We start from the raw sequence: 23,018 nt of genomic DNA, 5'->3' as shown, positions 1-23,018 counted from the left end.
CCGGCGTCGCGGGCGGTTAACCAGGGGCTTTGTCAGTTAAAGAGGCCACGTCAAAGCGGACCTTCAGCCAAGGCGTGGGAAGGTCCGCTTTATTCGAGTTCGCGCTTTTTTAACTCAAGTGATGCACCTTTTGCAGGCCATAGACCGGGGTGGGAATCCCCTCCATCCGTGCTTTGATCTGCAGCGACAGGAATTGCGAGTAATGCCGGGACTGATGCAGGTTTCCTCCGTGCATCCACAGGTTTGGAACTTGTGTCGGCTTCCACATATTGCGCTGTTCGCCTTCCCACGGACCGGGGTCCTTGGTCGTGTCTGAACCCAGTCCCCAGCATTTGCCAAGCTGGTCGGCCAACGGCTGCCCCATCAGGTCGGCAACCCACCCGTTCATGGAATTGTACCCGGTCGCGTAAACCACAAGATCGGCATCCAGATGAGTCCCATCGTCAAGAATCACGCCTGTTTCATCCAATGATGTCACCTGACCGCGTTTGAGCTTGATTTCACCGTCAATGATCAACTGGCTGGCACCGATATCGATATAATAGCCCGAGCCGCGGCGCAGGTACTTCATGAACAGACCGCTGTCATCGTCCCCCCAGTCCAGCCAAAATCCGGCTTTCTCAAGGCCTTCATAGAATTCCTTGTCCTGCTCTTTCATGGCCGCGTAGGCAGGGATCTGGAATTCGTGCAGGATACGATAGGGGAGTGATGCGAAGATCAGATCGGCTTTCTCGGTCGTCACACCCGAGCGAACCGCGCGTTCGGAATAGAGGTCACCTAAACCGATCTCCATCAGACTGTCAGAGCGCACAATATGGGTCGAGGATCGCTGCACCATGGTCACATCCGCATCGTTCTCCCAAAGGGCCGCGCAGATATCATGGGCGGAATTGTTGGAGCCGACCACGACGACCTTCTTGCCTGTCCACTTGTCCGGCCCGTCATGTTCGGACGAATGCTCTTGCACGCCCTTGAATACGTCCATGCCCGGGAAGTCGGGCATGCGCTTCTTGCCCGACATGCCGGTCGCCATAACCAACTGTTTTGGCCTGAGCACAACTTCTTCACCATCCCGGTCCACGACAATGGTCCATTCGCCCTTTTCCTCGTCAAATGTGGCTGACTTGGCGGATGTGCGCGTCCAGTAGTTCAACTCCATGACTTTGGTATACATTTCCAACCAGTCACCGATCTTGTCCTTGGGCGAGAACACCGGCCAGTTTTCCGGAAACTTGATGTAAGGCAGATGGTCGTACCAGACCGGGTCATGCAGACAAAGGGACTTGTAGCGGTTGCGCCAACTGTCCCCGGGGCGATCGTTTCGCTCGACGATAATCGTGGGAACGCCAAGCTGGCGCAGACGTGCGCCCATCGCGATACCACCCTGACCGCCGCCGATGATAACGCAATAGGGCTGCGTCGCGTAGCCAAGCTCAGCCTCTTCCTGCGCCCGCTCTTCCGCCCAGGTGGTTCGATGCTTGCCCGCGCCATGTTTCGCGCCGAGCGGACGGTTGAACCCTTTGGGTTCTTCATGCCCTTTCAACTCGACCATTGTGGTCAACAAGGTCCAGATCTTGTCTCCCTTGAGGCGGAGCAAGCCATAACCACGTGCCACATCCGTTTCAAATTCGATCCAGGCTGTGGTTACGCCCCCCTCTTCTGTCGGGACTTCACCTTCGGCGATTTTCCATCCACTCGGCTTGGTTGTGGCAAGCTGATGGGAAAGCATGTCCACCACCTGTTCTTTGCCTTCAACGGTTTTGATATTCCACGTAAAGCTGACCAGATCGCGCCAATAGCAGTCGTCTTCAAACATATCACAAGCGGCGTCGATGTCGCCGTTGGACAGAGCCGCGCCGAACTTGTCCAGAAAGGCCTGAGTCTGATCCGAAAGTGTTGTGTCAAGCATGTGATCCTCCCTATCTCCACGGGTCAGAAGGCTGGCAAATCGATGCCCACTCGGGCAAGTGATATTGCCCGACCGCACGTTGACATACGCCAAATACCGCACCCGCTGTTGCGCACGCAACAGATGCGCAACACGGCGCAGGCCTTTTCAAAGGGTAGGTTTCAATCCAGCCTTGCGTACTCTGCGCAGTATCGTTGATCGGTTCACACCAAGGCGCCGCGCAACCTGAGACATGTTCCAGTCACACGCGACCAGAAGCGCGGCGAGGTCATCCGGGCCCTGTTCCTGCGCGGGTGCCAGCACCGGGGCTGGCAAGTCCGTCAAATCCACGATGTTGTCCTCGCAAAGCGCGACGGTGCTCTGCAACACGTGCTCGAGCTCACGAATATTGCCGCGCCAGGTGCGCGATTTCAGGTCCGCACGCGCAGCTGTCGAAAGGCGGATATCGTTGCTGGCAAAGCGCCTCAGCAACCGACCAATCAGCCAGTCCAGGTCCGCGCGGTGGCGCAGAGGAGGCAAGTGCAGCGTTGCGCCAGCAATCCGGTGCAACAGGTCTTCACGCAAGGAGTCCTGCAATCCAGCCGGGTTCTCTCGGCAGGAGGCGATGATCCGAAGGCGCGAATGTCTCTCCAAAACAGCCAAAAGAGAGGCTTGCGCGGCCTCGGTCAGGTCGTCTACGCCACGCAGGAAAAGCGTCCCTGCGACAATCTCGTGGCAGCTGTCAAAGGTGTTCGCCCCGCAGCATACCACCGTGTGAAAGCCCTGCGACCTTGGGTCCGCCATGTGGATGGCCCGCGCCAGTTTCGTCTTGCCCGTCCCGCTTTCGCCAGTCAGCAGCAACGGCAGGCTGGTCGCCGCAAGCCGCGCGGCTTTTCCAAGCAACTGTTGCAGGTCCGCGTCCGGTCCCGCAAAGCTGCTGAACGCACCGGGAAGAACCTGTTCGCGTGTTCGCAATGCCGCTGTCATTTGGGGCGTTTGCGGCGCGACTGCATGGCCATAGAGGGCACGCCCGTCTTTGATACGCAAAACCCGGTCTTCAGACGGGCGACCACGCATGAACTCGGGCATGTCGTCCACGCTTAGCTCAAGCCAATCTTCCAGTTGCGACCCGATAAGATGCCCCGAGCCCTGAGGGTCCAAAGCTCGGCGCGCGCCTGAGGTCATTCCGATGATCTTGCCGCTTCCATCCACTGCCACCGCGGCCTCGGGATCAACTTCAAGGAACTCGGGACTGGCGGAGAACCGCAAAACCCAATCCCGTCTGGTTGAGGCCATCAGGTTCGCCATTTCGACCCGACGGGCAGAGTTTGTCACCAGTGTCATGGCAAGATTCTGCGAGGCCTTTGGCGATGGACCACGCAACAAAGACACGTCTAGAACCGCAGTCAGCGCCCCTTTGGTGTCGAATATTGGGGCTGCTGTGCAGGACAACGGCGTATGCATCATCGAGAAATGGTCATCCTGATGGACCGTGACCGGCTCACCTGTCACCAGGCAGGAGCCAACACCATTTGTGCCCGCAAGGTCCTCGGTCCATTTAAACCCCAAGTAAAGCCCGGCGTTGCGAAGCTCCTCCTCGAAATTCCTGTCTCCGAAAAAATCGACGCAAACACCTTCTGCATCCGCAAGCATCAAGACATAGTTCTGCCCGGCCACCTGCGCAAAAAGCGATTGCAACCCCGATCGCGCCGTAGCGATGAGACGTTCGGATTGCTCTCGATGTTCGCGGAACTTTGTATCGGGTAGAATATGCGCGGGTTCACGTCGGGCCGGATCCATACCGTAGGTTTCAACGCACCGCAGCCAGCTATCCGCAACAAAACGGTCACGTCCAGTGTCGACTCCGTTCAGAACACGGTCAATTTCATTCGTATGATCACGGTCAAGCAAGGTTGTCTCCGATCCACTCGGATATCAAAATAGCATGTCGATGGGTTCGGTCCTATCGCTGAGTTCCTTGCATCAAAAAAGGTGCGTCGGCCCATGCATGTGGGTTGTCCGAACCGATGACCGAGCGCGCCGGTCTGGAAATTTCTTGCTTATCTACCTACCAACTGATAGGTAGCTTCTAAATTGATGCTGACAGGAGAGAATTGTGAAGATCTACGACATCGAAGGCTTCCCGAACCCGGCCCGCGTACGCATTGCCCTGGCCGAGAAAGGCGCGACCGATCAAGTGGAGTTCGTTCCGGTTGATGTAATGGGTGGAGAGCACCGAACGACTGAATTCAAGGCAAAGAACCCCGACGCGGTTGTCCCCTGTCTGGAGCTGCCGGACGGCACCCATATTTCACAGTGCAATGCGATTATCGAATATATCGACGGTCACTTTGAAGGCGACACTCTGACCGGTGCCACCCCAAAAGAACGTGCGAAAGTTTCGATGATGAACCTGCGTGCCGAAAACGGCCTGTTGAACGCCGTCGGTGCCTATTTCCACCATGCCACGCCAGGATTGGGACCGGAGCTTGAGACTTATCAATGCGCCGAGTGGGGCGAGAAGCAAAAAGAGGTCGCGGGGAACACCATGGCCTATCTGGACGAGGTGCTGGCGGAAAACGCGTTCATTGCGGGTGACACGTTCTCGATGGCCGATATCACGGCATTTGCGGGCCTGGCGTTTGCGGATTTTGCCAACGTGGATATCCCCGAGACCCTCAGCAACCTGCACGCATGGCGCAAGAAAATCGCTGCGCGCCCGTCCATTGCGGCCTAAGCTGCCCTCGACAAGGAGAGTTGATATGGAAATCAATGCAGATTTCTCGTTACCTGCGATTGTGCATTCAGACAGGTTGGAATGGCAGCCCTCGCCGATGAAAGGTGTAGATCGTCGCATGCTCGACCGGATCGGCGGAGAAGTGGCCCGCGCCACGACCATAGTGCGCTATGCGCCGGGCAGCCAGTTCTCTGCCCACACCCACACCGGCGGCGAAGAGTTCATCGTGCTGGAGGGCGTGTTTCAGGATGAGCACGGGGACTTTCCCGAAGGCACCTATGTCCGTAACCCGCCGACAACCTCGCACACGCCCGGATCCGAACACGGCTGCACAATTTTCGTAAAGCTTTGGCAGTTCGACATGCAGGATCGCACTCAATTCCGCAAAACGATGGCAGAGGAACTGACCGCGCCTGTGGACGGCGTGGCAACCGCCACCCTTCACAAGGACGAACGTGAGATCGTCACCTATAGCCATTTGAACGCCGACGCCGCGCTCACGTCCGAAGCCACAGGCGGTATCGAGCTCCTGGTGATCGCAGGGTCTGTTCGGGTTGATGGGGAAGAATTGAGCCAAAACGCCTGGCTGCGCCTTCCCGACGGCCAAACGTTAACGGCGTTGGCGGGTCCACAAGGGGCCAAAATCTGGATGAAAACCGGCCACCTGCCCTTTGCCAAACCACCGGAGGTATGATCATGACTGCAGAAAAACCACTCGCACTTGTCGCGGGCGCAGGGGCCGGTCTGGGCCAGTCTCTTCTGGCGCATTTTGAGGCGCAAGGCATGGAAGCCGTAGGCCTTGGCCGCACTGCCCCGGATCAGAGCAGCGGGCGATTTCTTCAACTTGATCTATCTGATGTGACAGAAACAAGTGCGGCGCTAGCGGACCTGATTGCTCAAAAGGGCCCGCCGAAGATCGTGGTCCACAATACGGCGGAACTGGTGATTGCACCTTTTCCTGAGACCACGCTTGAAGATTATCAGCGCACCTGGACGTCTATGGTGCAATCCTTGGTGGTTCTTTGCCAATCGGTGTTGCAGCCCATGGTACGCGGCGGCGGGGGGACGTTGATCGTTTCGGGCGCCACGGCATCTCTGCGCGGCGGCGCGCGGTTCTCTGCCTTTGCCTCGGCCAAGTTTGCCTTGCGGGGGCTCACCCAATCGTTGGCACGCGAATACCAGCCTGCCGGTGTTCACGTGGCCCATGTGATCCTCGACGGGATCATCGATTCCGCCCGGTCCCGCGCGTTGCACAGTCTTGATCCGGCCAAGATGATGAAACCCGACGAAATCGCCGAGGTTTATTGGCAGATCGCGCAACAGCCCAAATCCACCTGGACACATGAGATTGACTTGCGTCCGGCGTCAGAGGGGTTCTGACCGGGTGGATACCGAGACTCTGATCATTGGCGGGGGCCTCTCTGGCCTCTCGCTGGCTTCGCACCTGACCGGACAAGGACGCGACTTTATGTTGCTTGAGGCGCGCAGCCGTTTGGGTGGGCGCATCCTCAGCCATCAGGTCGCGGACCGGTCTTTCGACCTTGGCCCGGCGTGGTACTGGCCCGGACAACCCCGCATCGCGGACCTGATCCACAAGTTGGGCCTGACACCGTTTGACCAGTATTCCGACGGTGATCTGTCCTTTGAGGACGAGAGCGGGCAGGTGCAGCGCGGACGTGGCTTTGCCTCCATGCAAGGCTCTTACCGTTTGCAAGGGGGGCTTGGGGCTTTGACTGACGGGCTTGCAGCGGGGCTGGAGGCTGAACGGCTCAGGCTCAACACGCCAGTCACCTCTCTGACCCGAACGGATCACGGTATCGAGGTCAAGGCGCAGAACGGGGTTTTGCTCCGCGCCCGGCGTTGCGTTCTCGCGTTGCCGCCACGCATTGCAGCAGAACTGACATTTGCTCCGGCCCTTCCGGAACCTGCGATCCGCGCGATGACGGGAATTGCCACATGGATGGCCGGACAGGCCAAGGCCGTTGCGATCTATGACCGCCCGTTCTGGCGTGAGGCGGGATTGTCCGGCGATGCCATGAGCCGGTTTGGACCCATGGTGGAACTCCACGATGCCTCGCCCATGGAAGGCGGGCGTTACGCGCTGTTCGGCTTTATCGGTGTCGCGCCACAGGCCCGCGCGGATGAGCGGACACTCCGTCAAAACATCCTTGCACAGCTGGACCGTCTTTTTGGACCCAAGGCCGCCGCGCCGACACAGCTATTGCTCAAGGATTGGGCCTATGATCCCTTCACGTCCACAAAGCTGGATCTGCAGCCTCTCAACGCGCATCCCCAATATGGCCTGCCCTATGCGTTGTCGCAGCTTTGGAACGGTCGTCTTTTGATCTCGGGGACAGAGGTGGCCCCGCAATTCGGGGGATATCTGGAAGGTGCTTTGGAAGCGGCGGAAAATACGCTAGACATGCTGGTCGAAGAGAAAGCTTAACCGATGCCCACCGACACAAAGACCGCCCTGATGGACTGTGCCGAACGCGCCGTGCGCGCACGCGGCTTTGACGGGTTCAGTTATGCCGACCTGGCCGAAGCGGTCGGCATCCGGAAGGCTTCGATCCACCACCATTTTCCAACCAAAGCCAATCTCTCTGAAGCGCTGATGGAGCGGTATTTCAAGACGTTCGAGACAACCTGTTTCAGCATAGAGACCACCAGCGACACCGGAGCAGAGCGCCTTTCTGCCCTGATCGACGTCTACCGCAATGCGCTGAATAAGGGTCAGACGCTTTGCCTGTGCGTGGCGTTCATCGGCAGTCGCGAAAGCCTGTCAGAGGCGCTGAACACAAAGATCAGAACCTTTCGCAAAATGGTTGTGGATTGGCTGACAGCTACTTTTGAGATGGGGCAGAAAGATGGTTCTATCGCCAATGTGTCAGTCCCCCATCACGAAGCCCGTGCGGCTTTGGCCTTGCTGGAAGGCGCACATCTCGCAGCACGTGCCGATGAAGACTTGAACGTATTCAACGAGGCGGTTGCTTTGCTGGGGTCTCGTTTATCGGACCAAGGCGCCAACGCGGCGAACACCGGCTAACATATCTGGATGCTCCTTTCCGCATTGGCAAAGCCGGAAGATCAGCCCCCTTCCCTTCCATCAACTGGACCGCACCATCAAAGCACATACGTTCAGACAATCCGAAAACGCCGGTTGCAGCACCAAGCCGCTGCTGCCTGAACCCAAACAGAAACCGAACTAGAGCCTCTGTTACGAAAACGCTTCAGCTCTCCGAAAATCTCTGACGACGGACACGGTGGCATCAGCCGAAAGAAGCCCGGTTCAGAGGCCCGTGGAAGGCTCAAAACTGTGAAGTTCGAATGTCCGCTTTCCGTCGGCATTGAATTTCTGGATTGAGTCCCCGACACGCAGCACTGTCAAACAACGGTAGCGCCCATTGTCGGCCGCCATGGACACGCAAACCTGGTCGGTATCAGTGATGGCAAACGCACCCACACCGGTCCAGCCGCCGTTTGTTAATTCCCCACTCACCGTATTGTTCGGGTCGTAAAAGAAGCGAAACGTCTTCTCTCCGGACGTGGCCGTGACAGTGTTGCCAATCAAAAGTTCCGCGATTTGGTCGGCGTTGAGACGCTCGGCGCCGTCAGTCAATGCCGCCTCAAGATCAGATTCAGCATACGCAGTGCTCCCTGCTAGCGTCACCGCAGCCGCTACGCAAAGTGTTTTGAAGTGTGTCATATCCTGTCTCCCTGGTGCTTTGGTCAATGCAACCGGGCGGTTGCCCAATCGGACGCTACGCGCTGCAAGCACACCGGGCTTGATCGAAAGCTGATTTTTTCTGACATTCATCTGACAATACCCAAACTTCGTTGAGCCAGGGACATGGCGGGGTGTAGGTTGAAGCATGTACCGTTTCTTGGAGTTCCAACTTGATCCGACCCAGGGACTGAACCGCCTTGGTCAGCCAGTTGCCCTGGAACCACAGGCGCTGCAATTGCTGGAGTTTCTGATCCGGAACCGGGAAAGAATCGTCAGCAAGCAAGAGATTATAGACGAGATTTGGGACGGAGCCGCGATCACTGACGCCGCTTTGAACACGCGCATCCGGTCCGTGCGCAAGGCCTTGGGCGACACGGCGGCACGATCGGATTACATCAAGACCTTCCCCAAGCGCGGGTTTCAATTTGTGGCTTCAGTTACAGCAGATGATGAGCTTCGCAAGCACGTTGCCAAAACCCCGAAACGCAGCGTCCTTATCGCTGGCGCACTACTGGGTTTGGCCATAGCGATGTTGTCGATTTCCATTTTTGCGGACCGCCAGAGATTGCCGGACAAAGGCAAGCCTTCTTTGGCCATTGTGCAATTTGACAATATCGGGGACGAAAAAACCGGGCAGTATTTTGTCGATGGTCTCACCGACGACCTGATCGCCCACCTGTCGCGCAATCGGGAACTGTTCGTGGTGTCCAGCGCGACTATGTTCTCTTACGCTCAGGATCAGGCAACCGCGCTCGAAATCGCGCGCGATCTTGGGGTTAGCTATGTTGTTCGGGGCAGCGTGCGCCGCGCGGATGGTCAGTTGCGCGTCAGCGGAGAGCTAATTGATGTCGGCAGCGCCGAGACCATTTGGGCCGAGGTTTTTGACCGCCGGGTGACAGATATCTTTGACGTTCAGGACGAGATCAGTCGGGCCATAGCGGGCCAATTGTTACCGGAGATTTATGAATCGGGCGAAGCTCGATCACTCGAAAAACCGACCGAGGACATGGATGCATGGGATTTGTATCTGCGTGGTCGGGCGCGACAGGCTATTTTTTCGCAAGAAGCACAGCAGGACGCGGTCGCATTCGCACATGAGGCCATCGCCGCTGATCCAAATTTCGCCGCAGCCTATAGCTTGTTGGCCCGTGCGCTGGGGACGATTTTCTTCTTTCAGTGGTCAGATACGCCTCAGGACACATTGATAGCCGCAACCGAGGCGGCCAAGCGCGCGATAGAGTTGGATGACCAAGATGCTCAGGCACATGCGGCGCTTGGCTATATCTACCGCTTTACTGGTGAGGCAGATCCTGCCATCGCCAATCTTGAGCGTGCCGTTTTGCTTAACCCCAATGACGCACGTATCCGGCTGGAAATGGCACATACCTATGACTGGTTTCGCATGCAGGACCGCGCCCTGCCCGAAATAGAGATGGCGATCAGGTTAAGCCCGCGCGATCCGATGCTGCAGAACATGTATTTCTACAAAGGGCACATCCTGTTTCATCTGGGGCGCTACGAAGAAGCGCTGGACGCCGCCCGACAGCTGAGCGCGGTGGCGACAAGCAATACTTGGCGAATGTTCCATCACCTGCTGAGCGCCGCCAATCTTGCCGCGCTGGACAGACCGGAAGAAGCTCAAAATGCAGTGAACGCAGCGCTGGAGATCAACCCGAAACTAACGATTTCCGCAATGCGCAGGCAATTCGCAGGCTCAAAAAACCACCCGGAAAATCGCAGAGTTTGGCTGGCGAGCCTGCAGAGAGCGGGCGTGCCGGAGTAAGATCGGGAAACTGGCGCAGCGCCGCCCTATTGGCGGTCGGCCAATCTGCTCTGTTCTCCTCAGGCGAGGCCAAACGCCCCTCCATCAAACCGGACGGTCAGGTGACTCCGGTCAAGCCCGTTTTTGCGTCGAATTTCTTGGGCAATCTCGTATGCTCGATGTGTTGTCCGCTTTGCAAATGTCTGCATTGTATGTCACCGGCCGCGTTGAGACTGACCAGGCCGGAACCGACCTTGATCACGGCCTTGTGCTTCATCGTTGCAGCCCGCATTGCCGCCATTCGTCACGGTGCAAATTTCAGGTTCAGACGATCTCGTCGAATGCCGGTCTTGGAGTTTTGCTACTGCGCCTGAGCAAGTGACGGGCTTCGAAACAGAAGCTAAAAGAACCGCCAAGACCCAAAACGAGGAGACCTCCATCATGCCTGCGCTTTTGTATCATTGCCCGTTCAATTGCTCACTCGCAGTGCGTTTTGCAGCCGCAGAGGGCGATGTATCTTTGGACATCGATCTTGTTGACTTTGAAACCAAGGCATTAGCCTCGGGTGGGTCACTTTTGGATGTGAATCCGTTAGGTCAGGTGGCGACCTTGCGTCTTGAGACAGGCGAGTTACTCACCGAGACCTCCGCCTGCCTGCTTTGGGTGCAATCACGATCGCAGACGGACATGACTGTCGCCGCGGACAGTCCGGCATATTTTCAATTGGTCCGATGGTTAAGCTTTACGGCCACGGAACTGCACAAACAGATTTTGCGCGTGGTGTTTTATCCGGAAGCAACAGACCCGGTAAAGGACAACTTTCGCGCATTGGCGCCGGATCGTCTCGCGCTTTTGGACGCACATCTGAGCACACGCGACTTCCTTGTCGGCCATCACTTTACAGCGGCAGATGCCTATCTTGTCTGGTTCCTTGTGCTCTCGGCGCGCGCGAAAGTGCCGATAGCAGGTTATCCTCAACTGGAAGCCTATTTTGCAAAGCAAAAATCCCGCCCGAAGATCGCGGCGTTGATTGCAGAAGATCAGGCGGCGCGCACCAACGCAGAGGTTCACTTCACGCGTGACGTGCAGACCTGATAGAGAGGTGTCGGCCACCAGCGCCAGGTTCTCAAGGCTGCACACATCCGCAATCCGCTCGCCAGCTTCCTGTTCCTTGATCATCTGAATGATCTTTACGTCGGTGAATCTCGTCTTCATTTGCACGTCCTTAAATTGGGCGGACTCTACACAAAACTGGAGGAGTTTCAGGGGCTCAGGTCAGGTCCTAAGTCTAAATGACTGCATTGTTTCCCAGTCCTTAATCGGCACGTTTTGGCTGGATTTAACCAGATGCAAATGCCTGAACCTCAGTGTCGCGCCGATCAAACTTTTCAGGGCTTCGGTTTCTGCCGCTTTGATTTCGGGTTTGATCGGACCATAGGCGACGCTGATATGAGGCAGAAATTCCCGAGGGTGCTGAGAGGCTGGCAAACCTTGGACCAACACAGTTTGCTCGCGGACAAGCTTGGGCGGGGGCAACAAGTCCAGATACAAGGACTTAAAGAACAGATCTTCCGCCTTAACATCGGTCACGGTCAGTTTGTGGCATGAGACGCCGGATGATATTCTGCCAAGGCGTGCAACCAGCTCTGCCTCGTCACCTGCAATATCCCCCAAAAGCGTCACGTGCGGCACGAAGGACGGGGTCCCATTTGCATTCGCGAAATTGTTGATCCGATTGCTTAGGTCGGTCAGGTCCGGTTCCTCCGGGATCATCCAGACGGAAAATGTTGCTACGTCAGCTTTCATGGTCAATGTGTTCCCCGCGAGATAAATTCCGGAGCGATTAAGACGGTTTCACTGGGCTTTTCCGGTTGATCCAATCTTTCGGAAAGCAACCGCAATATCTCTGAAACGGTTTGATCCATGTCGTTGCGTACAGTGGACAGCTGAATGTTCGGCCATCGGGAAATCGCGATGTCATCAAAGCCCACCACGGAAAGGTCCGTCGGAATATTCATGCCAAACTCCTGACGGGCCGCTGTCAACGCACCCAACGCCATCGCATCATTTGCACAAAACAACCCATCGATACTGCCATTTCCCTTCAGGATCTGAATGATGGACTGGTACCCGCCCTCATAGCTGTAGTCGGAATGTTCGATGATGGCTGGTTTCAAGCCCGCCTTCGCCAGGGCGTTTTCAAATCCGGCCATGCGTTCCTGGTCCGAGGAAAGATGCTCCTGACCGCCAAGATATCCCAGTCGGGTTTTTCCCTGACTGATGAGTTCGGCAACAGCCAAATCGGCTCCGCGCGCATTGTCGCAGCAGACGCAATCCACCCGCTCGACCTGCATCACGCGGCCAGATACGATCAAAGGGATATTCAGTTTGGCGCAGTGGATCGCAACTGATTCGTCCACGCTCCCGCCGCGCAGGATCAGCGCATCCAGCGGGTATGCCAGTACTTCCAGTATCTCTGCTTCGCTCGTTTCAGCGGACCCACCAAGCACAACAGGCCACTTGCCCATCCCCTGTAGGCCCCGCATCAGCTTGGCCAGAATCTCGCTATCATAATGGTTCACCAGATCGCCTGTGACGATGGCCACAAGATTGGATCGACCCGTGCTTTGTAACCCTGCCGCCAATGCGTTGGGGCGGTATCCAAGCTGTTCTGAAACCTGCAGAATTTTCTTTTTCTTGTCTTCGTCCAATGGTGAGCCCGGCGTGAATGCTCGCGACACCGCCGAGCGCGAAACACCAGCCGCCTGCGCAACCTGCTTTGCTGTAACGCGGCGTGGTTTGGAAACTTTGCTTGTCGTCATGTTTCAGTCGGGTCTCGTCTTGATGGGTCACAGCTTCGTTTGTGAATATCTGAAATTTTAGCTTGCGTCATAAAGGTGTCATTACTTACCGTTATGTGAACACGTGTTCACTACATTTGTAGCAGAATTATGGAAGATGCAAAATGAACCTTGCTCCGGTCGACTACGAAACCACCTCTTCTACTCTTGGTGCCGAGATACAGCTGCGCGGCTTGCGGGTGGGATATGCCGAGCAGGATGTGTTGTCGGACATCGATCTTGACGTGCGGGCCGGAGAGTTCATCGCCCTGCTGGGGGCGTCGGGCTGTGGCAAGACCACGCTGCTGCGTGCGCTGGCTGGGTTTGTCCCGGTGCGAGGCGGCTCGATTTCCGTCGATGGTCAGGACATGAGCCACACAACGCCCGAAAAGCGTGGAATGGCGATGATGTTTCAGTCCTATGCTTTGTGGCCGCATATGAACGTGGCACAGAACATTGGATACGGGCTGAAGCTGCGTGGAAAAAGCAAAGCTCAGATTTCGGCGCGGGTGCAGGAGATGGCGGCGCTGGTGGGGTTGGGCGATCTGATCCACCGCAAGATCGGCGCCTTGTCCGGCGGTCAGCGGCAGCGGGTTGCGCTGGCACGGGCGCTGGCCATCGACCCGCCGGTGCTGTTGCTGGATGAGCCGCTGTCCAACCTCGATGCGGGTATCCGCGCGAATATGCGGCACGAGATCCGCACGCTGCAACAACGGTTGGGGCTGACCACCGTCCTTGTCACCCATGACCGCGAAGAGGCGATGTCGATGGCCGATCGGGTGGTGATCCTGAATCAGGGGCGCATCGCGCAGGTCGGCACGCCCGAGGATGTGTTTCACACACCCGCAAACCCCTATGTCGCGCGGTTCATGGGGGCCGGAAACACCCTGACTGGTGAGGCCGATCTTGGCGCGCAGTTTGTCGATCTGAAAGTCAACGGCCAACGCCACCGCCTGCCGATCGCCGCCGCAGACGTATCCGGCGTTCATTTCCCACAGCCCCAAAGCGGCCCGGTCGATATCCTGTTTCACAGTGACGCCGCGCAATTGGGACACACGATGGATGGCGCACTGTCTCTGCCCGGAACAGTGGTTCAGCATTCCTATCTGGGATCGGTTTATCGTCACGAAATTCAGGTCGGCGAGGCCCGGATCATGGCGGACAATCCCCACAAGATGCCCATCGGCTCGGCGGTCGATGTAAGCGTACCGGCCACGGCCCTTAGTCTGTTTCCTGCAAAGTCCCAGACAGCCGTGACCGGACCCGAGGCGGCGAGCCAGGCCGCGCAACACCTCTGAGACACTGGAGAAACATCATGACTTCCAAAATTGCAAATCTTTTTGCATCAGCAGCGATGGCGCTGATCGCAACCAGTGCGGCACAAGCCGAAAACGTGCTGAACGTGGCCTCCGGCGGTAGCCAGAATATGGTCGACTACGTCACCGACTATCTGGGCCCCCTGTTTGAAGAACAGAACCCGGGCTGGACGGTAAATGTTGTCGGCACCGGTCCCGGAAATGCAGGTAGCCAGGCGATCCTTGAAAAGATCAAGGCGCAGGCCGGAAATGACGCGTGGGACACAGATGTCGTCGTCATGACCCAGCTGAAAACCGGCGAGATGGTGACCGAGGGCCTGCTGCAGCAATATGTCGAAGATATCGAAACCGGCAAACTGGCCACGCGGGACACGTCCAGAAGCGCTCTGGGCACGGATGTGACCGGCTATGTCATGCCGATGTTCCACAGCCAGACAGCGATCGCTTACAACCCCGATCTGGTTGAAAACCCACCCAACAGCTTTGACGAGTTGAAAGCCTGGACCGCCGAAAACAAGGGGGCTTTCGGCTATAACGGCATCAAGAACGGCATGTCCGGCGTCGCCTTCACTGCGGCCTGGATGTATGCCTATGCGGGCAACACCGATCAGCTGATGAATGGCCCCTATGACCCTGAGCTGAAGAACAGCTGGGATCAGGCCCTGAATGACCTGAAGGCGTTCAACGAAAACGTCACCTTTACCCCGGGCAACGCAGGCACGCTGGACATGATGAACCGGGGCGAGATCGTGATGGGCCCGGTCTGGGTCGATATGTTCTATACGTGGCAGGCCGACGGGCGTCTGAACCCAAATCTCAAGCTTTTGCTGCCCGAACCGGGAATGCCGGGACAACCTTACTATTACGCGGTTCCCGCCAAGGCCGAAAATGCCGAAGCTGCCCGCAAGTTCATCGCGCTGGCCACCAGCCCCGACGTGCAGGCCGAAGGCATCGTCAAACGCTTTAACTGGTATCCGGGCATCGACGCCCAGCATGTCGAAACCGCGCTGGATAAAGAGGTCTGGGACAAGCTGTTCACCGACGTCACCCCGGAAGAGCTGGCCAACAAAGGCAAGCCGTTCCCACTGGGCCCGTTCTTTGACGATATCCGCGAGGCTTATGAACTGAAGGTTTCCAACTAAACTCCCAATAACGGAAACCTTGGTGCGGGCCTGTTTCGTTCGGCCCGCACCTGAACACTCTGGACCGGATAAAGATGATCACACGTAAAACCTCTTTGGTTCTGGTTGCCCCGGCAATTGTGCTGCTTGGGCTGCTGTTTCTCTACCCCTTGGGCTATTCGCTGCTTTGGGCGTTCCGGGACGAGGAACTCGGCGGTTGGGGTCTGCAGAACTTCATCAAGGCGTTTGGCCTTTATTCCAATGACATCCTGTTCACGCTGATCATCGTCACCCTGTCCACCGTTATCATCGGAGGCTTCTCCGTGGCCATTGGCGGTTATCTGACGCTTGGGGAAAACCGTGTTGCCCTTGCGGTGCTGCGCTGGCTGTACCGCTGGCCCCTGTTCATTCCCTTCGTGGTCGCCGCGCAGCTGATGCGGACGTTTCTGGCCAAGAACGGCATGATGAACAACATCATCGTCTCGACCGGATTGATGGAGCCGTTACAGGCGGCCAGCTATCTGGATTGGCGCGGCATCGTGATCACTTTCGTCTGGAAACAGACACCTTTCGTGGCCTTGCTGGTCGCAGGCGCCATGGCCGCGCTGGATCGTTCCACGATTGAGGCCGCCCGTAATCTGGGCGCGTCCCGTTTGCGCATCCTGTTCGAAATTGTCGTGCCACAAGTCGCCACCACGCTGATGGTCGGGTTGATCCTGTCCTATGTGGTGATGATGTCGGTGTTGTCTGTTCCGCTGATGATCAATGCGCAGACGCCAACCATGATCACCGTCGACATGGCATGGCGCATCAACGCCTATTCCGACTACGGCGTCGCCAATGCTCTTGGCTTCATTTCATATGCCATGACGGCCGTTATCGCTTGGATCTACCTGCGCCAGGGCGTGCGGGAAGGAGGCAAACCCGCATGACCATTCTGCGTACAACCGTGACGGCCATTCTGCTGGCCCTGCTGGCCTTCGCCATTTTCGGACCGATCACCAACATGCTGATCTGGTCAGTGGCCGAAACATGGTACTTCCCAGCCAAACTTCCGCAAAGCTATGGCTTTTCGTTCTGGGAGCGCGTGTTCCGCCCGCAAGGCAACGCCATGGAGTCACTTTGGAGCTCGGTGCTGATCGCGCTGTTCACCGTGTTGGCCTCTCTGGTGGTGGCAATCCCGGCAGGGTTGGCGCTAGGACGCGGCAGCCTGCCGTGGAGGACGTTCTTCCTGCTTCTGTTCCTGTTGCCACAGGCTTTCCCATCCATCGCCGTCCATATGAACATAGCGCGCATCTTCTATGGGCTTGGCCTGAATGGCACCTATCTCGGCGTGGTTTTGGTCCATACGATCCAGGGTCTTGTGTTTTCGGTCTGGATTGCCACGGCTGCCTTTGCCGCCGTGGACCGCGAACTGGAGGAAGCAGCCGCCAACATAGGGGCCTCACCCTTTACCGTATTCCGCACCGTGACCCTGCCGCTTGCTCTGCCCGGTCTGATGGCCAGCGCCATTTTCGTGTTCCTCATCTCGCTGGATGAGTTCACCGGCACCTATTTTGTCGGCGTACCGGACGTGACCACCATGCCCTTGCTGCTGTTCACAGCGTCGATGGAAGGGAACTATCAGATCGCCTCGATCACAGCGCTTATTCTGCTGGTGCCTTCGGTGGGGTTCATGTTGTTCATCGAACGGTTTTTGAAATCAGACGTTCTGGCAAAAGTAGGAAGTTGACATGACCGACATAGATGCGCGTCTGGCATTCGCCAAATCTCTGGCGCAGGAGGCCGGAGAGCTGGCCCAACGCCTCAGGACAGAACGAGGCGCCGAGTTTATTGCTGAAAAAGGCCCGCAGGATTTCGTGACATTCGCTGATCGCGCTGTCGAAGATCTGATCCGTGGACGGATTGCAGAGAACTGGCCATCAGACGCAATGCTGGGCGAAGAAAGTGGCGCGTCCGGCACTGGGCAGAAACTCTGGGTTGTGGATCCGATTGACGGCACCGCCAATTTCATGCGGGGTCTTCGGGACTGGGGTGTATGCATTGCTTTCTATGACGGAGGACGAATACCGCTGGGCGTGATCTGCGCCCCGGATCTGAACATACTCGCCTGGGCCGCCACCGGGTCCGGTGCCTGGCTGAACGGAAAGCGGATAAGCGTTTCGGACTGCACGGAACCCGATCGCGCATTGCTGTTGCTGGGTCGGTCGAACCGCCGCCCGGTTGCCGAGCATACCGCCCTGATCCAGACGCTACTTGAGGCGGGCATGGAATACCGCCGCAACGGATCCGCCGCCATCAGTTTGCTGGCCGTCGCTGCTGGGCAAGCCGAAGGGTACTATGAGGCGCATCTGAACGCCTGGGATGCCTTCGCCGCGATACCCATGATCGTGGAAGCAGGAGGTCAATTCGACTGCGCCCCTCTGGCAAGCTTCTTGACGAAAGGTAGCCGAGTTCTGGCTTGCAGCAAACCCATGCATCCGACCATCAACAAAAGCGTGGGAGGGTGCTGACGAAGGAAAACTCGGTGCGACCGCAAAATCAATGAGGGGGCGAACTTGAAATTGGCGGGACAAAGCAGACAACTAATAAACTTCGGGGGGCTGAGCCAAAGGCCCCCAGGTTTCAGGGTCTGGGAGACCGACACTTGACCATGCTTCTTGCAAAACTCTGGAGTCCGAAGATTTCGTACGAGGTAAATCGTCCAAAATATCAAACCAAGGCACTTTGCTTTCTATTCCGGAGTGGACTAACGGAGCAAAGGTTTCGGGTTGGTCGAGGCTTGAAGTATGTAGGACCAGATAGGCCGTTTCTCGCGGTTTCATGAGCTTATAAGTCAAACTGACCCCACAATTGGGACAAAAACCACGATTTGCTATTGGCGTAGTAGCAAAATATCGAGGTTCTTCGGTGAGAAATCGAACAGCAGAATCGGGAAAGGCCGCCCATGCATTGACCGCTGATCCAGAAAATTTCCTGCAGCAACTACAATGGCAATACCCCGCGCTGATAGCAGGTGCGTTTATTTCATACCGAACAGACCCACAGATGCAGCCACCTGTTACCAAGGTTTTGGCCAATTCATCTTCATCAAAATCCAGAAACCCCGCTTCTTCTCCGGGTGTTGATACAGTCATGTAGACATGTATTGGAGCATCAGAACTCTTGAGCCTTTTGTGTCCGCAATCAGCCAGAGGAAGATCTATTTTGCCAGCTATTTGCGACATGACCTCTGCAGAAACCGCAATTCCACCTGGTTCCGCAATTGCTTCCAGCCGTGCGGCAGTGTTTACACCGTCTCCCAGGATGTCTTCTCCGTAAACAACCACATCACCGAGAGAAACGCCGACGCGTAAGATGAGAGGATCGTCACTGTTCGACTGACGTGCTTCGCGCGAACACGCCCTTTGAATATTGATCGCACAATTGACCGCCTCAAAGACACTCGAGAATTCAGCCAAAAACCCATCACCGGTAGACTTGAACACACGGCCCCGGTTTGCTTCCACTTGCATGCCGATGATTTCATGTTCCAGGTGAACCAGCTTAGCTAATGTCCCGCTTTCATCGCGTGATACAAGTCCAGCGAAACCGACTATATCGGCGGCCAGAATGGCCGCTAATTTGCGTTCCATCTCTGCTGCTCCGAATTGACCATTTCTACTTGGTGCCTGCTTATTTTAGCACAAAATCGGTTAACAGCGAGCCATGGTTACTGACATGTATGTTTCCAGTTTTGAAAGATCGCTCAGAGCCGGAGGCGTCCGAGGTCAGGGATGCGTTTGAGACGGACAAACGGTACCTGGACTGATCAAGTTCGGAGGTAATCGGGTCCGACCAAATTGCCCGAACTTAATCTGCAAAACTATGAATTCACACCAATAAACTCAAACGGTTCTTCTCACTCGGGTTGTGTAAGAACAATATTGGTAGCGGGGTTCAGGTCGTCGTTAGGATCAGTCAAAATGCCGGATGGGTAGGACACCGAGATCGGTTGATCATTGGTATCCAGGCAAAGCATATGATTATTGTCCCCGTCACCTAGATCGGCAAGCGCCGCCGGCGTCACTTTGCGTTGAGAACCGTCTTCGGCCTCCAGGATAATACTGTACAGGTCACGTTCCGCATCGCCAGGATCTTTGCCGTTAGGCAGAGCGACGCCGCCCGCCCAAGTAATTCTAACTGCTTGCACGATGTCTTCACTTGGACAAAGACTGCCTCTAGTGCGACGTGGCCCCAGATTTCCGACCAGCGTCCAATCCTCAACAACCTCGGCGAAGATCATGGAGGGTCCTTCCTCAAGTGGAGTTACGCTGACGGTGGCACCCTGGAAATCGAGCGTACCATCTATGGAATGCAAGTGCCCAATAACCTCGACTTCGACAGGTGGATCCTGGGCAGCGTTCCCAAAGTTTCCGATGAGAAGCACTGTGCGTAATTCACCAGGATCCGTCGCGGGCAACACAGACGCGCAGTGCATTGTTCCGATTTGTCCTGAATTGGTTACAACTCTGAAGTCACCTGCCTGCATGGTGTTTAGGTCTATTTCAGTTGAGAATATTATGGGCATCCCGTGTTTGCCCCCAGAACCTCTGCAAATCAGATTGGCCAATCGGGGCAACGCTTCGAGCCCATGAAAGGCAGACAACAACTCGGCGCTCACTCCTTTTGAAGAACTCGGCAGGTCCAAATCTGGCGTCGTGTCCTCAAACTCTCGGCTGGAAACCTCCTGCGCAGACGCTGCGGCGCCTGACAAAACAATCGCGACGCCGGGTATAGACAGTGGGATTGCCTGAGCCAATTTCGTAACGAGTCTCAGCAAAAAGCCTCCTCCTCACTTGGTCTGGAAGTTGTCGATCTGGGATGAGTTTACCGTAGCGTCGAAGTTGCGCACAACATCGGGCTTTGCCAGCTTAGCCGTTATGCTGGCTCCAACAACGTATCGGATAGAGCGTGTGCTGAAAGGGCTCCCGGCGCGCCAATAGCGACAAGCCTTGTTTCAGGTTGTCGGTCCCCCCAAACCCCATCCCTCGAGACATCCATTCTTTTACCAACGACCTGTACAAGAATACGGTGATCCGGATCCTCTTCACTGAAGACAAAGCCCTTTAGTCGATAGACGTCGCCGGGCAGATTCCGAATTGCAGTTTTAAGAGACGCCAGGCTAATGGGGCGCTCGGCTTTCATCACCGTCGTCGAAAAGCTGTCAGAGTGTTCGGCGTGATGGCAGCCACAACCGGGCCCATGCTCGTGATGATCCGGTATTTTCGTTTCAAGTTGCTCGCTGGCAAAGCGTCCGACGGACAGCAAAATATCCAGTGGGACATTGGCGTTTACGGCCTCAACCAGACGATATCGGCGGAACCTTGCCCCAAGCCATTCATGAACTTTCTTGACGGTGGCCCTGTCGACAAGGTCGACCTTGTTCAAAATAACCATGTCCGAAAACGCGATCTGGCGGAGCTTCAATTCCATTTGTTCCGGTGCAGCAAACAATTGCTCTGCATCGACCAGACACATCAGGCTGTCCAAACGGATCATGTCCCGGAACTTTTGATCCGTAAACGTCATCGCGATGGAAGACGGATCCGACACTCCACTTGCTTCAAGGACGATGTATTCCGGCTTTTCGGGGCGGGCGAGAACTGCTTCGACCGTTTCGATCAGGTCATCCCGGATCGAACAGCACACACAGCCATTTGCCAGGCTCATCACATCATCTTCCAGACCGACCACGAGATCGGCATCGACGTTGATTGCCCCGAAATCATTGACCAGAACGGCCACCCGCAACCCGTGGTTTCCGGTCAGGATGCGGTTCAGAAGAGTTGTCTTTCCGGCTCCGAGAAAGCCGGTAAGGATCGTGACTGGGATTGCCGAGGTTGAGCCGAATTCGATCATTCCGTCACTCCGCCTTCTTTTTGCGGTTCGGGATGACATCATCGACTTTGATGACAAAGTCGCTCGGCCATTCTGGGGCGGGGGCGCGGAAAACATCCGACGGATAGTATTCCTTGGGGTCGATCTCCATGTCGCGGTACTTCTGATCCTGCTGTTCGGCACGTGTAGACCGCGGCGCAGGCGGTTTGATTTCGTCAGGCAACGTGATTTTGCCTTCTGCTTCCATCTTGCCCAATTCGCGGAATGGTGCGACCGAGCCGGATTTCCCGGGCAGCGTCGCCTTTCGATACCAGACCGCGTCTTTTGTGACGTTGACAACTGCAACATCCAAGCCCCAGGCAAACAAACCATCATAGTGAGCCCGAATACCTGCCAGCATCTCGGCATCAATATCCTCGTCCTGCGTATAATGGGTCACCATAGCAAGACGCGGGCGCGCTTCTGCCATCAGTTTACCAACCGCATAATGCGACGTGTGGTGGGTATCGATTGTATAGTTGAACAGTTCTTGTGGCAGACCGTATTTGTAAGTCATCAACTGACCGATATCCTGACCGGACATTTCTGTCACAAACACATCTGCCCCCTTGCCGTATTCAAGGCTCAGTTCATCGGGGCGTCCATCGCCGGTCCAAACAAAACTCAGGCCGTTCCAATCGAGCCGATACCCAACAGCCCCGTCTTTGGCATGGCTGCGTGGCCAGGATCGAACCGTGACACCGTCTTCGTCATAAACGATGCCGCCTTCCTGACGGAAATCGAACTCGTTTACCTCGATCTCATAACCATCCCCAATTGGAAAAATGTCGAAAGCCTCCAGATGCCATTTGAGCATCTGCTGCATGCCTTTGACCATTCCGGCTGTACCAAGCTCGGGTGTCCGACCTGAGGGGCCGTGAATACGCAACGGCGTGTAGCCACCGGACCAGGCCCGGAACGGGTAGATGTAAGGAATATCGGCATAGTGATCTATGTGGAGGTGCGTAATGAAGATGTCATTGATCAACTGGCCAGGAACCTGCATTCCGATGATATTGCGAACGCAGCCAGAGCCGAAGTCAAAAAAGAACCGTTTTCCGTTCCCCAATTCCACCATGATACAAGTCCCAGCTTGGTCCTCGCGCGGAGGAAACGGTGTGGAACCACAAAACGAAATCCGCATTTCATCGGGACCGAGTTCTTCTGACAGCGGGAAATAGTTCGCATTCGAACCGGTCATGTACTTTGTAGGCCGGAAATACTCTGGCAGAGTGATGCCACCGGCTGGTCTACCGCCATACGGGTTAGTCAGGTTTTCACCCAACGGTCCATCGCCGGGATGCGCTTGTGCAGCACCTGTACCATAGCTGACCGCTCCGGTCGCGACGGCACCGGCGGCCAACCCTTGCATGACGTGCCGACGAGAGGGATTTTCGATGTCATCGGCCTGTTCGTCCTGTTTCTTGTCCAGATGCTTACCATTGTCGTCGTTTGCCATGTCAGAACCCTCATTCAACTGTGTTATGGAGTTTGCGCTTCGCCATCCGGCGAAGCTCGTGCACAAGTTCAGATCGGATGTGGGCCCATTCCGCGCGCTCGGTTACCGTGATCGACGCATCATTCAACAGCGCACTCACCTTCTTCAGGTCTTCGATGACCTCGCTCAGAAGCGCATCCACTTTGACACGCCCGGACAAGGCCTCCGAAAGCTCTGGAATCTCATCACACAGGTCTGCCATCACTGGAT

The 23,018-nt window shown here is 56.3% G+C and carries 22 protein-coding genes; 12 read left to right on the top strand and 10 right to left on the bottom strand.

Annotation, left to right across the window (positions count from 1 at the left end; translation table 11 throughout):
- Positions 1-109: 109 nt before the first annotated feature.
- Both ACRZ9X_RS03555 and ACRZ9X_RS03550 read right to left on the bottom strand, forming a co-directional pair.
- The gene (locus ACRZ9X_RS03555; protein ID WP_480515992.1) at positions 110-1,909 is read right to left on the bottom strand and encodes an NAD(P)-binding domain-containing protein; all 1,800 of its coding nucleotides are present in this window, start codon (positions 1,907-1,909) and stop codon (positions 110-112) included.
- Between the two features lie 147 nt (positions 1,910-2,056).
- Positions 2,057-3,799: a sigma-54-dependent Fis family transcriptional regulator gene (locus ACRZ9X_RS03550; protein WP_480515991.1), complete on the bottom strand. Its 1,743-nt coding sequence runs from the start codon at positions 3,797-3,799 to the stop codon at positions 2,057-2,059.
- 205 nt (positions 3,800-4,004) lie between these two features.
- Here ACRZ9X_RS03550 and ACRZ9X_RS03545 point away from each other — a divergent pair, with 205 nt between their 5' ends.
- From ACRZ9X_RS03545 to ACRZ9X_RS03525, 5 genes are read left to right on the top strand one after another with little or no spacing between them, the layout of a single operon-like run.
- Positions 4,005-4,625: a glutathione S-transferase family protein gene (locus ACRZ9X_RS03545; RefSeq protein WP_480515990.1), complete on the top strand. Its 621-nt coding sequence runs from the start codon at positions 4,005-4,007 to the stop codon at positions 4,623-4,625.
- Between the two features lie 25 nt (positions 4,626-4,650).
- Positions 4,651-5,319, top strand: coding sequence for a cupin domain-containing protein (locus ACRZ9X_RS03540; RefSeq protein ID WP_480515989.1), 669 nt, complete (start codon positions 4,651-4,653; stop codon positions 5,317-5,319).
- Between the two features lie 2 nt (positions 5,320-5,321).
- Positions 5,322-6,005, top strand: a complete 684-nt coding sequence (locus tag ACRZ9X_RS03535; protein ID WP_480515988.1) for an SDR family NAD(P)-dependent oxidoreductase — start codon at positions 5,322-5,324, stop codon at positions 6,003-6,005.
- Positions 6,006-6,009: 4 nt separating this feature from the next.
- A complete protein-coding gene (locus ACRZ9X_RS03530; RefSeq protein ID WP_480515987.1) occupies positions 6,010-7,071 on the top strand; it encodes a flavin monoamine oxidase family protein in 1,062 nt (353 codons plus the stop codon).
- A gap of 3 nt (positions 7,072-7,074) precedes the next feature.
- On the top strand, positions 7,075-7,671 hold the full coding sequence (locus ACRZ9X_RS03525) for a TetR/AcrR family transcriptional regulator (protein WP_480515986.1): 597 nt from the start codon (positions 7,075-7,077) through the stop codon (positions 7,669-7,671).
- Positions 7,672-7,914: 243 nt separating this feature from the next.
- Here ACRZ9X_RS03525 and ACRZ9X_RS03520 read toward each other — a convergent pair whose 3' ends face one another.
- Entirely contained in the window at positions 7,915-8,331 is a 417-nt protein-coding gene (locus ACRZ9X_RS03520; RefSeq protein ID WP_480515985.1) for a hypothetical protein, read from the bottom strand.
- A gap of 166 nt (positions 8,332-8,497) precedes the next feature.
- Between ACRZ9X_RS03520 and ACRZ9X_RS03515 the strand changes: the two genes are divergently transcribed.
- Both ACRZ9X_RS03515 and ACRZ9X_RS03510 read left to right on the top strand, forming a co-directional pair.
- Positions 8,498-10,135, top strand: a complete 1,638-nt coding sequence (locus ACRZ9X_RS03515) for a winged helix-turn-helix domain-containing tetratricopeptide repeat protein (protein WP_480515984.1) — start codon at positions 8,498-8,500, stop codon at positions 10,133-10,135.
- A gap of 270 nt (positions 10,136-10,405) precedes the next feature.
- Entirely contained in the window at positions 10,406-11,209 is an 804-nt protein-coding gene (locus tag ACRZ9X_RS03510) for a glutathione S-transferase family protein (protein ID WP_480515983.1), read from the top strand.
- A gap of 180 nt (positions 11,210-11,389) precedes the next feature.
- Here ACRZ9X_RS03510 and ACRZ9X_RS03505 read toward each other — a convergent pair whose 3' ends face one another.
- Entirely contained in the window at positions 11,390-11,920 is a 531-nt protein-coding gene (locus ACRZ9X_RS03505) for a 2'-5' RNA ligase family protein (protein ID WP_480515982.1), read from the bottom strand.
- Between the two features lie 2 nt (positions 11,921-11,922).
- Entirely contained in the window at positions 11,923-12,936 is a 1,014-nt protein-coding gene (locus tag ACRZ9X_RS03500; RefSeq protein WP_480515981.1) for a LacI family DNA-binding transcriptional regulator, read from the bottom strand.
- Between the two features lie 143 nt (positions 12,937-13,079).
- On the opposite strand from ACRZ9X_RS03500, the gene ACRZ9X_RS03495 reads away from it, so the two are divergent.
- From ACRZ9X_RS03495 to ACRZ9X_RS03475, 5 genes are all read left to right on the top strand, one after another.
- Positions 13,080-14,252 (top strand): ABC transporter ATP-binding protein, encoded by a 1,173-nt coding sequence (locus tag ACRZ9X_RS03495; RefSeq protein WP_480515980.1) that lies wholly within the window; start codon positions 13,080-13,082, stop codon positions 14,250-14,252.
- A 17-nt stretch (positions 14,253-14,269) separates the two neighbouring features.
- The gene (locus ACRZ9X_RS03490; RefSeq protein ID WP_480515979.1) at positions 14,270-15,412 is read left to right on the top strand and encodes an extracellular solute-binding protein; all 1,143 of its coding nucleotides are present in this window, start codon (positions 14,270-14,272) and stop codon (positions 15,410-15,412) included.
- 74 nt (positions 15,413-15,486) lie between these two features.
- A complete protein-coding gene (locus tag ACRZ9X_RS03485; protein WP_480515978.1) occupies positions 15,487-16,323 on the top strand; it encodes an ABC transporter permease in 837 nt (278 codons plus the stop codon).
- Positions 16,320-17,123 (top strand): ABC transporter permease, encoded by an 804-nt coding sequence (locus ACRZ9X_RS03480; RefSeq protein ID WP_480515977.1) that lies wholly within the window; start codon positions 16,320-16,322, stop codon positions 17,121-17,123. The genes ACRZ9X_RS03485 and ACRZ9X_RS03480 overlap by 4 nt, the downstream gene beginning before the upstream one ends.
- Before the next feature lies 1 nt (position 17,124).
- Positions 17,125-17,904, top strand: coding sequence for an inositol monophosphatase family protein (locus ACRZ9X_RS03475; RefSeq protein WP_480515976.1), 780 nt, complete (start codon positions 17,125-17,127; stop codon positions 17,902-17,904).
- Positions 17,905-17,976: 72 nt separating this feature from the next.
- Here the strand turns inward: ACRZ9X_RS03475 and ACRZ9X_RS03470 are convergent, their stop codons facing one another.
- From ACRZ9X_RS03470 to ACRZ9X_RS03450, 5 genes are all read right to left on the bottom strand, one after another.
- Positions 17,977-19,026, bottom strand: coding sequence for a GFA family protein (locus ACRZ9X_RS03470; protein ID WP_480515975.1), 1,050 nt, complete (start codon positions 19,024-19,026; stop codon positions 17,977-17,979).
- Positions 19,027-19,292: 266 nt separating this feature from the next.
- Positions 19,293-20,213 carry a hypothetical protein gene (locus ACRZ9X_RS03465; RefSeq protein WP_480515974.1) on the bottom strand — a complete coding sequence of 307 codons (921 nt, stop codon included), beginning with the start codon at positions 20,211-20,213 and terminating at the stop codon, positions 19,293-19,295.
- A 98-nt stretch (positions 20,214-20,311) separates the two neighbouring features.
- Positions 20,312-21,292 (bottom strand): CobW family GTP-binding protein, encoded by a 981-nt coding sequence (locus ACRZ9X_RS03460; RefSeq protein WP_480515973.1) that lies wholly within the window; start codon positions 21,290-21,292, stop codon positions 20,312-20,314.
- A gap of 4 nt (positions 21,293-21,296) precedes the next feature.
- Positions 21,297-22,769 carry a guanitoxin biosynthesis MBL fold metallo-hydrolase GntH gene (gene gntH / locus ACRZ9X_RS03455; protein WP_480515972.1) on the bottom strand — a complete coding sequence of 491 codons (1,473 nt, stop codon included), beginning with the start codon at positions 22,767-22,769 and terminating at the stop codon, positions 21,297-21,299.
- Between the two features lie 10 nt (positions 22,770-22,779).
- The gene (locus tag ACRZ9X_RS03450; RefSeq protein WP_480515971.1) at positions 22,780-23,010 is read right to left on the bottom strand and encodes a hypothetical protein; all 231 of its coding nucleotides are present in this window, start codon (positions 23,008-23,010) and stop codon (positions 22,780-22,782) included.
- Positions 23,011-23,018: the final 8 nt, after the last annotated feature.

Source organism: Ruegeria sp. AL1 (genome assembly GCF_056540905.1).
Note: the sequence above shows the minus strand (reverse complement) of the source record. Positions and strands in the feature narration are given on the sequence as shown.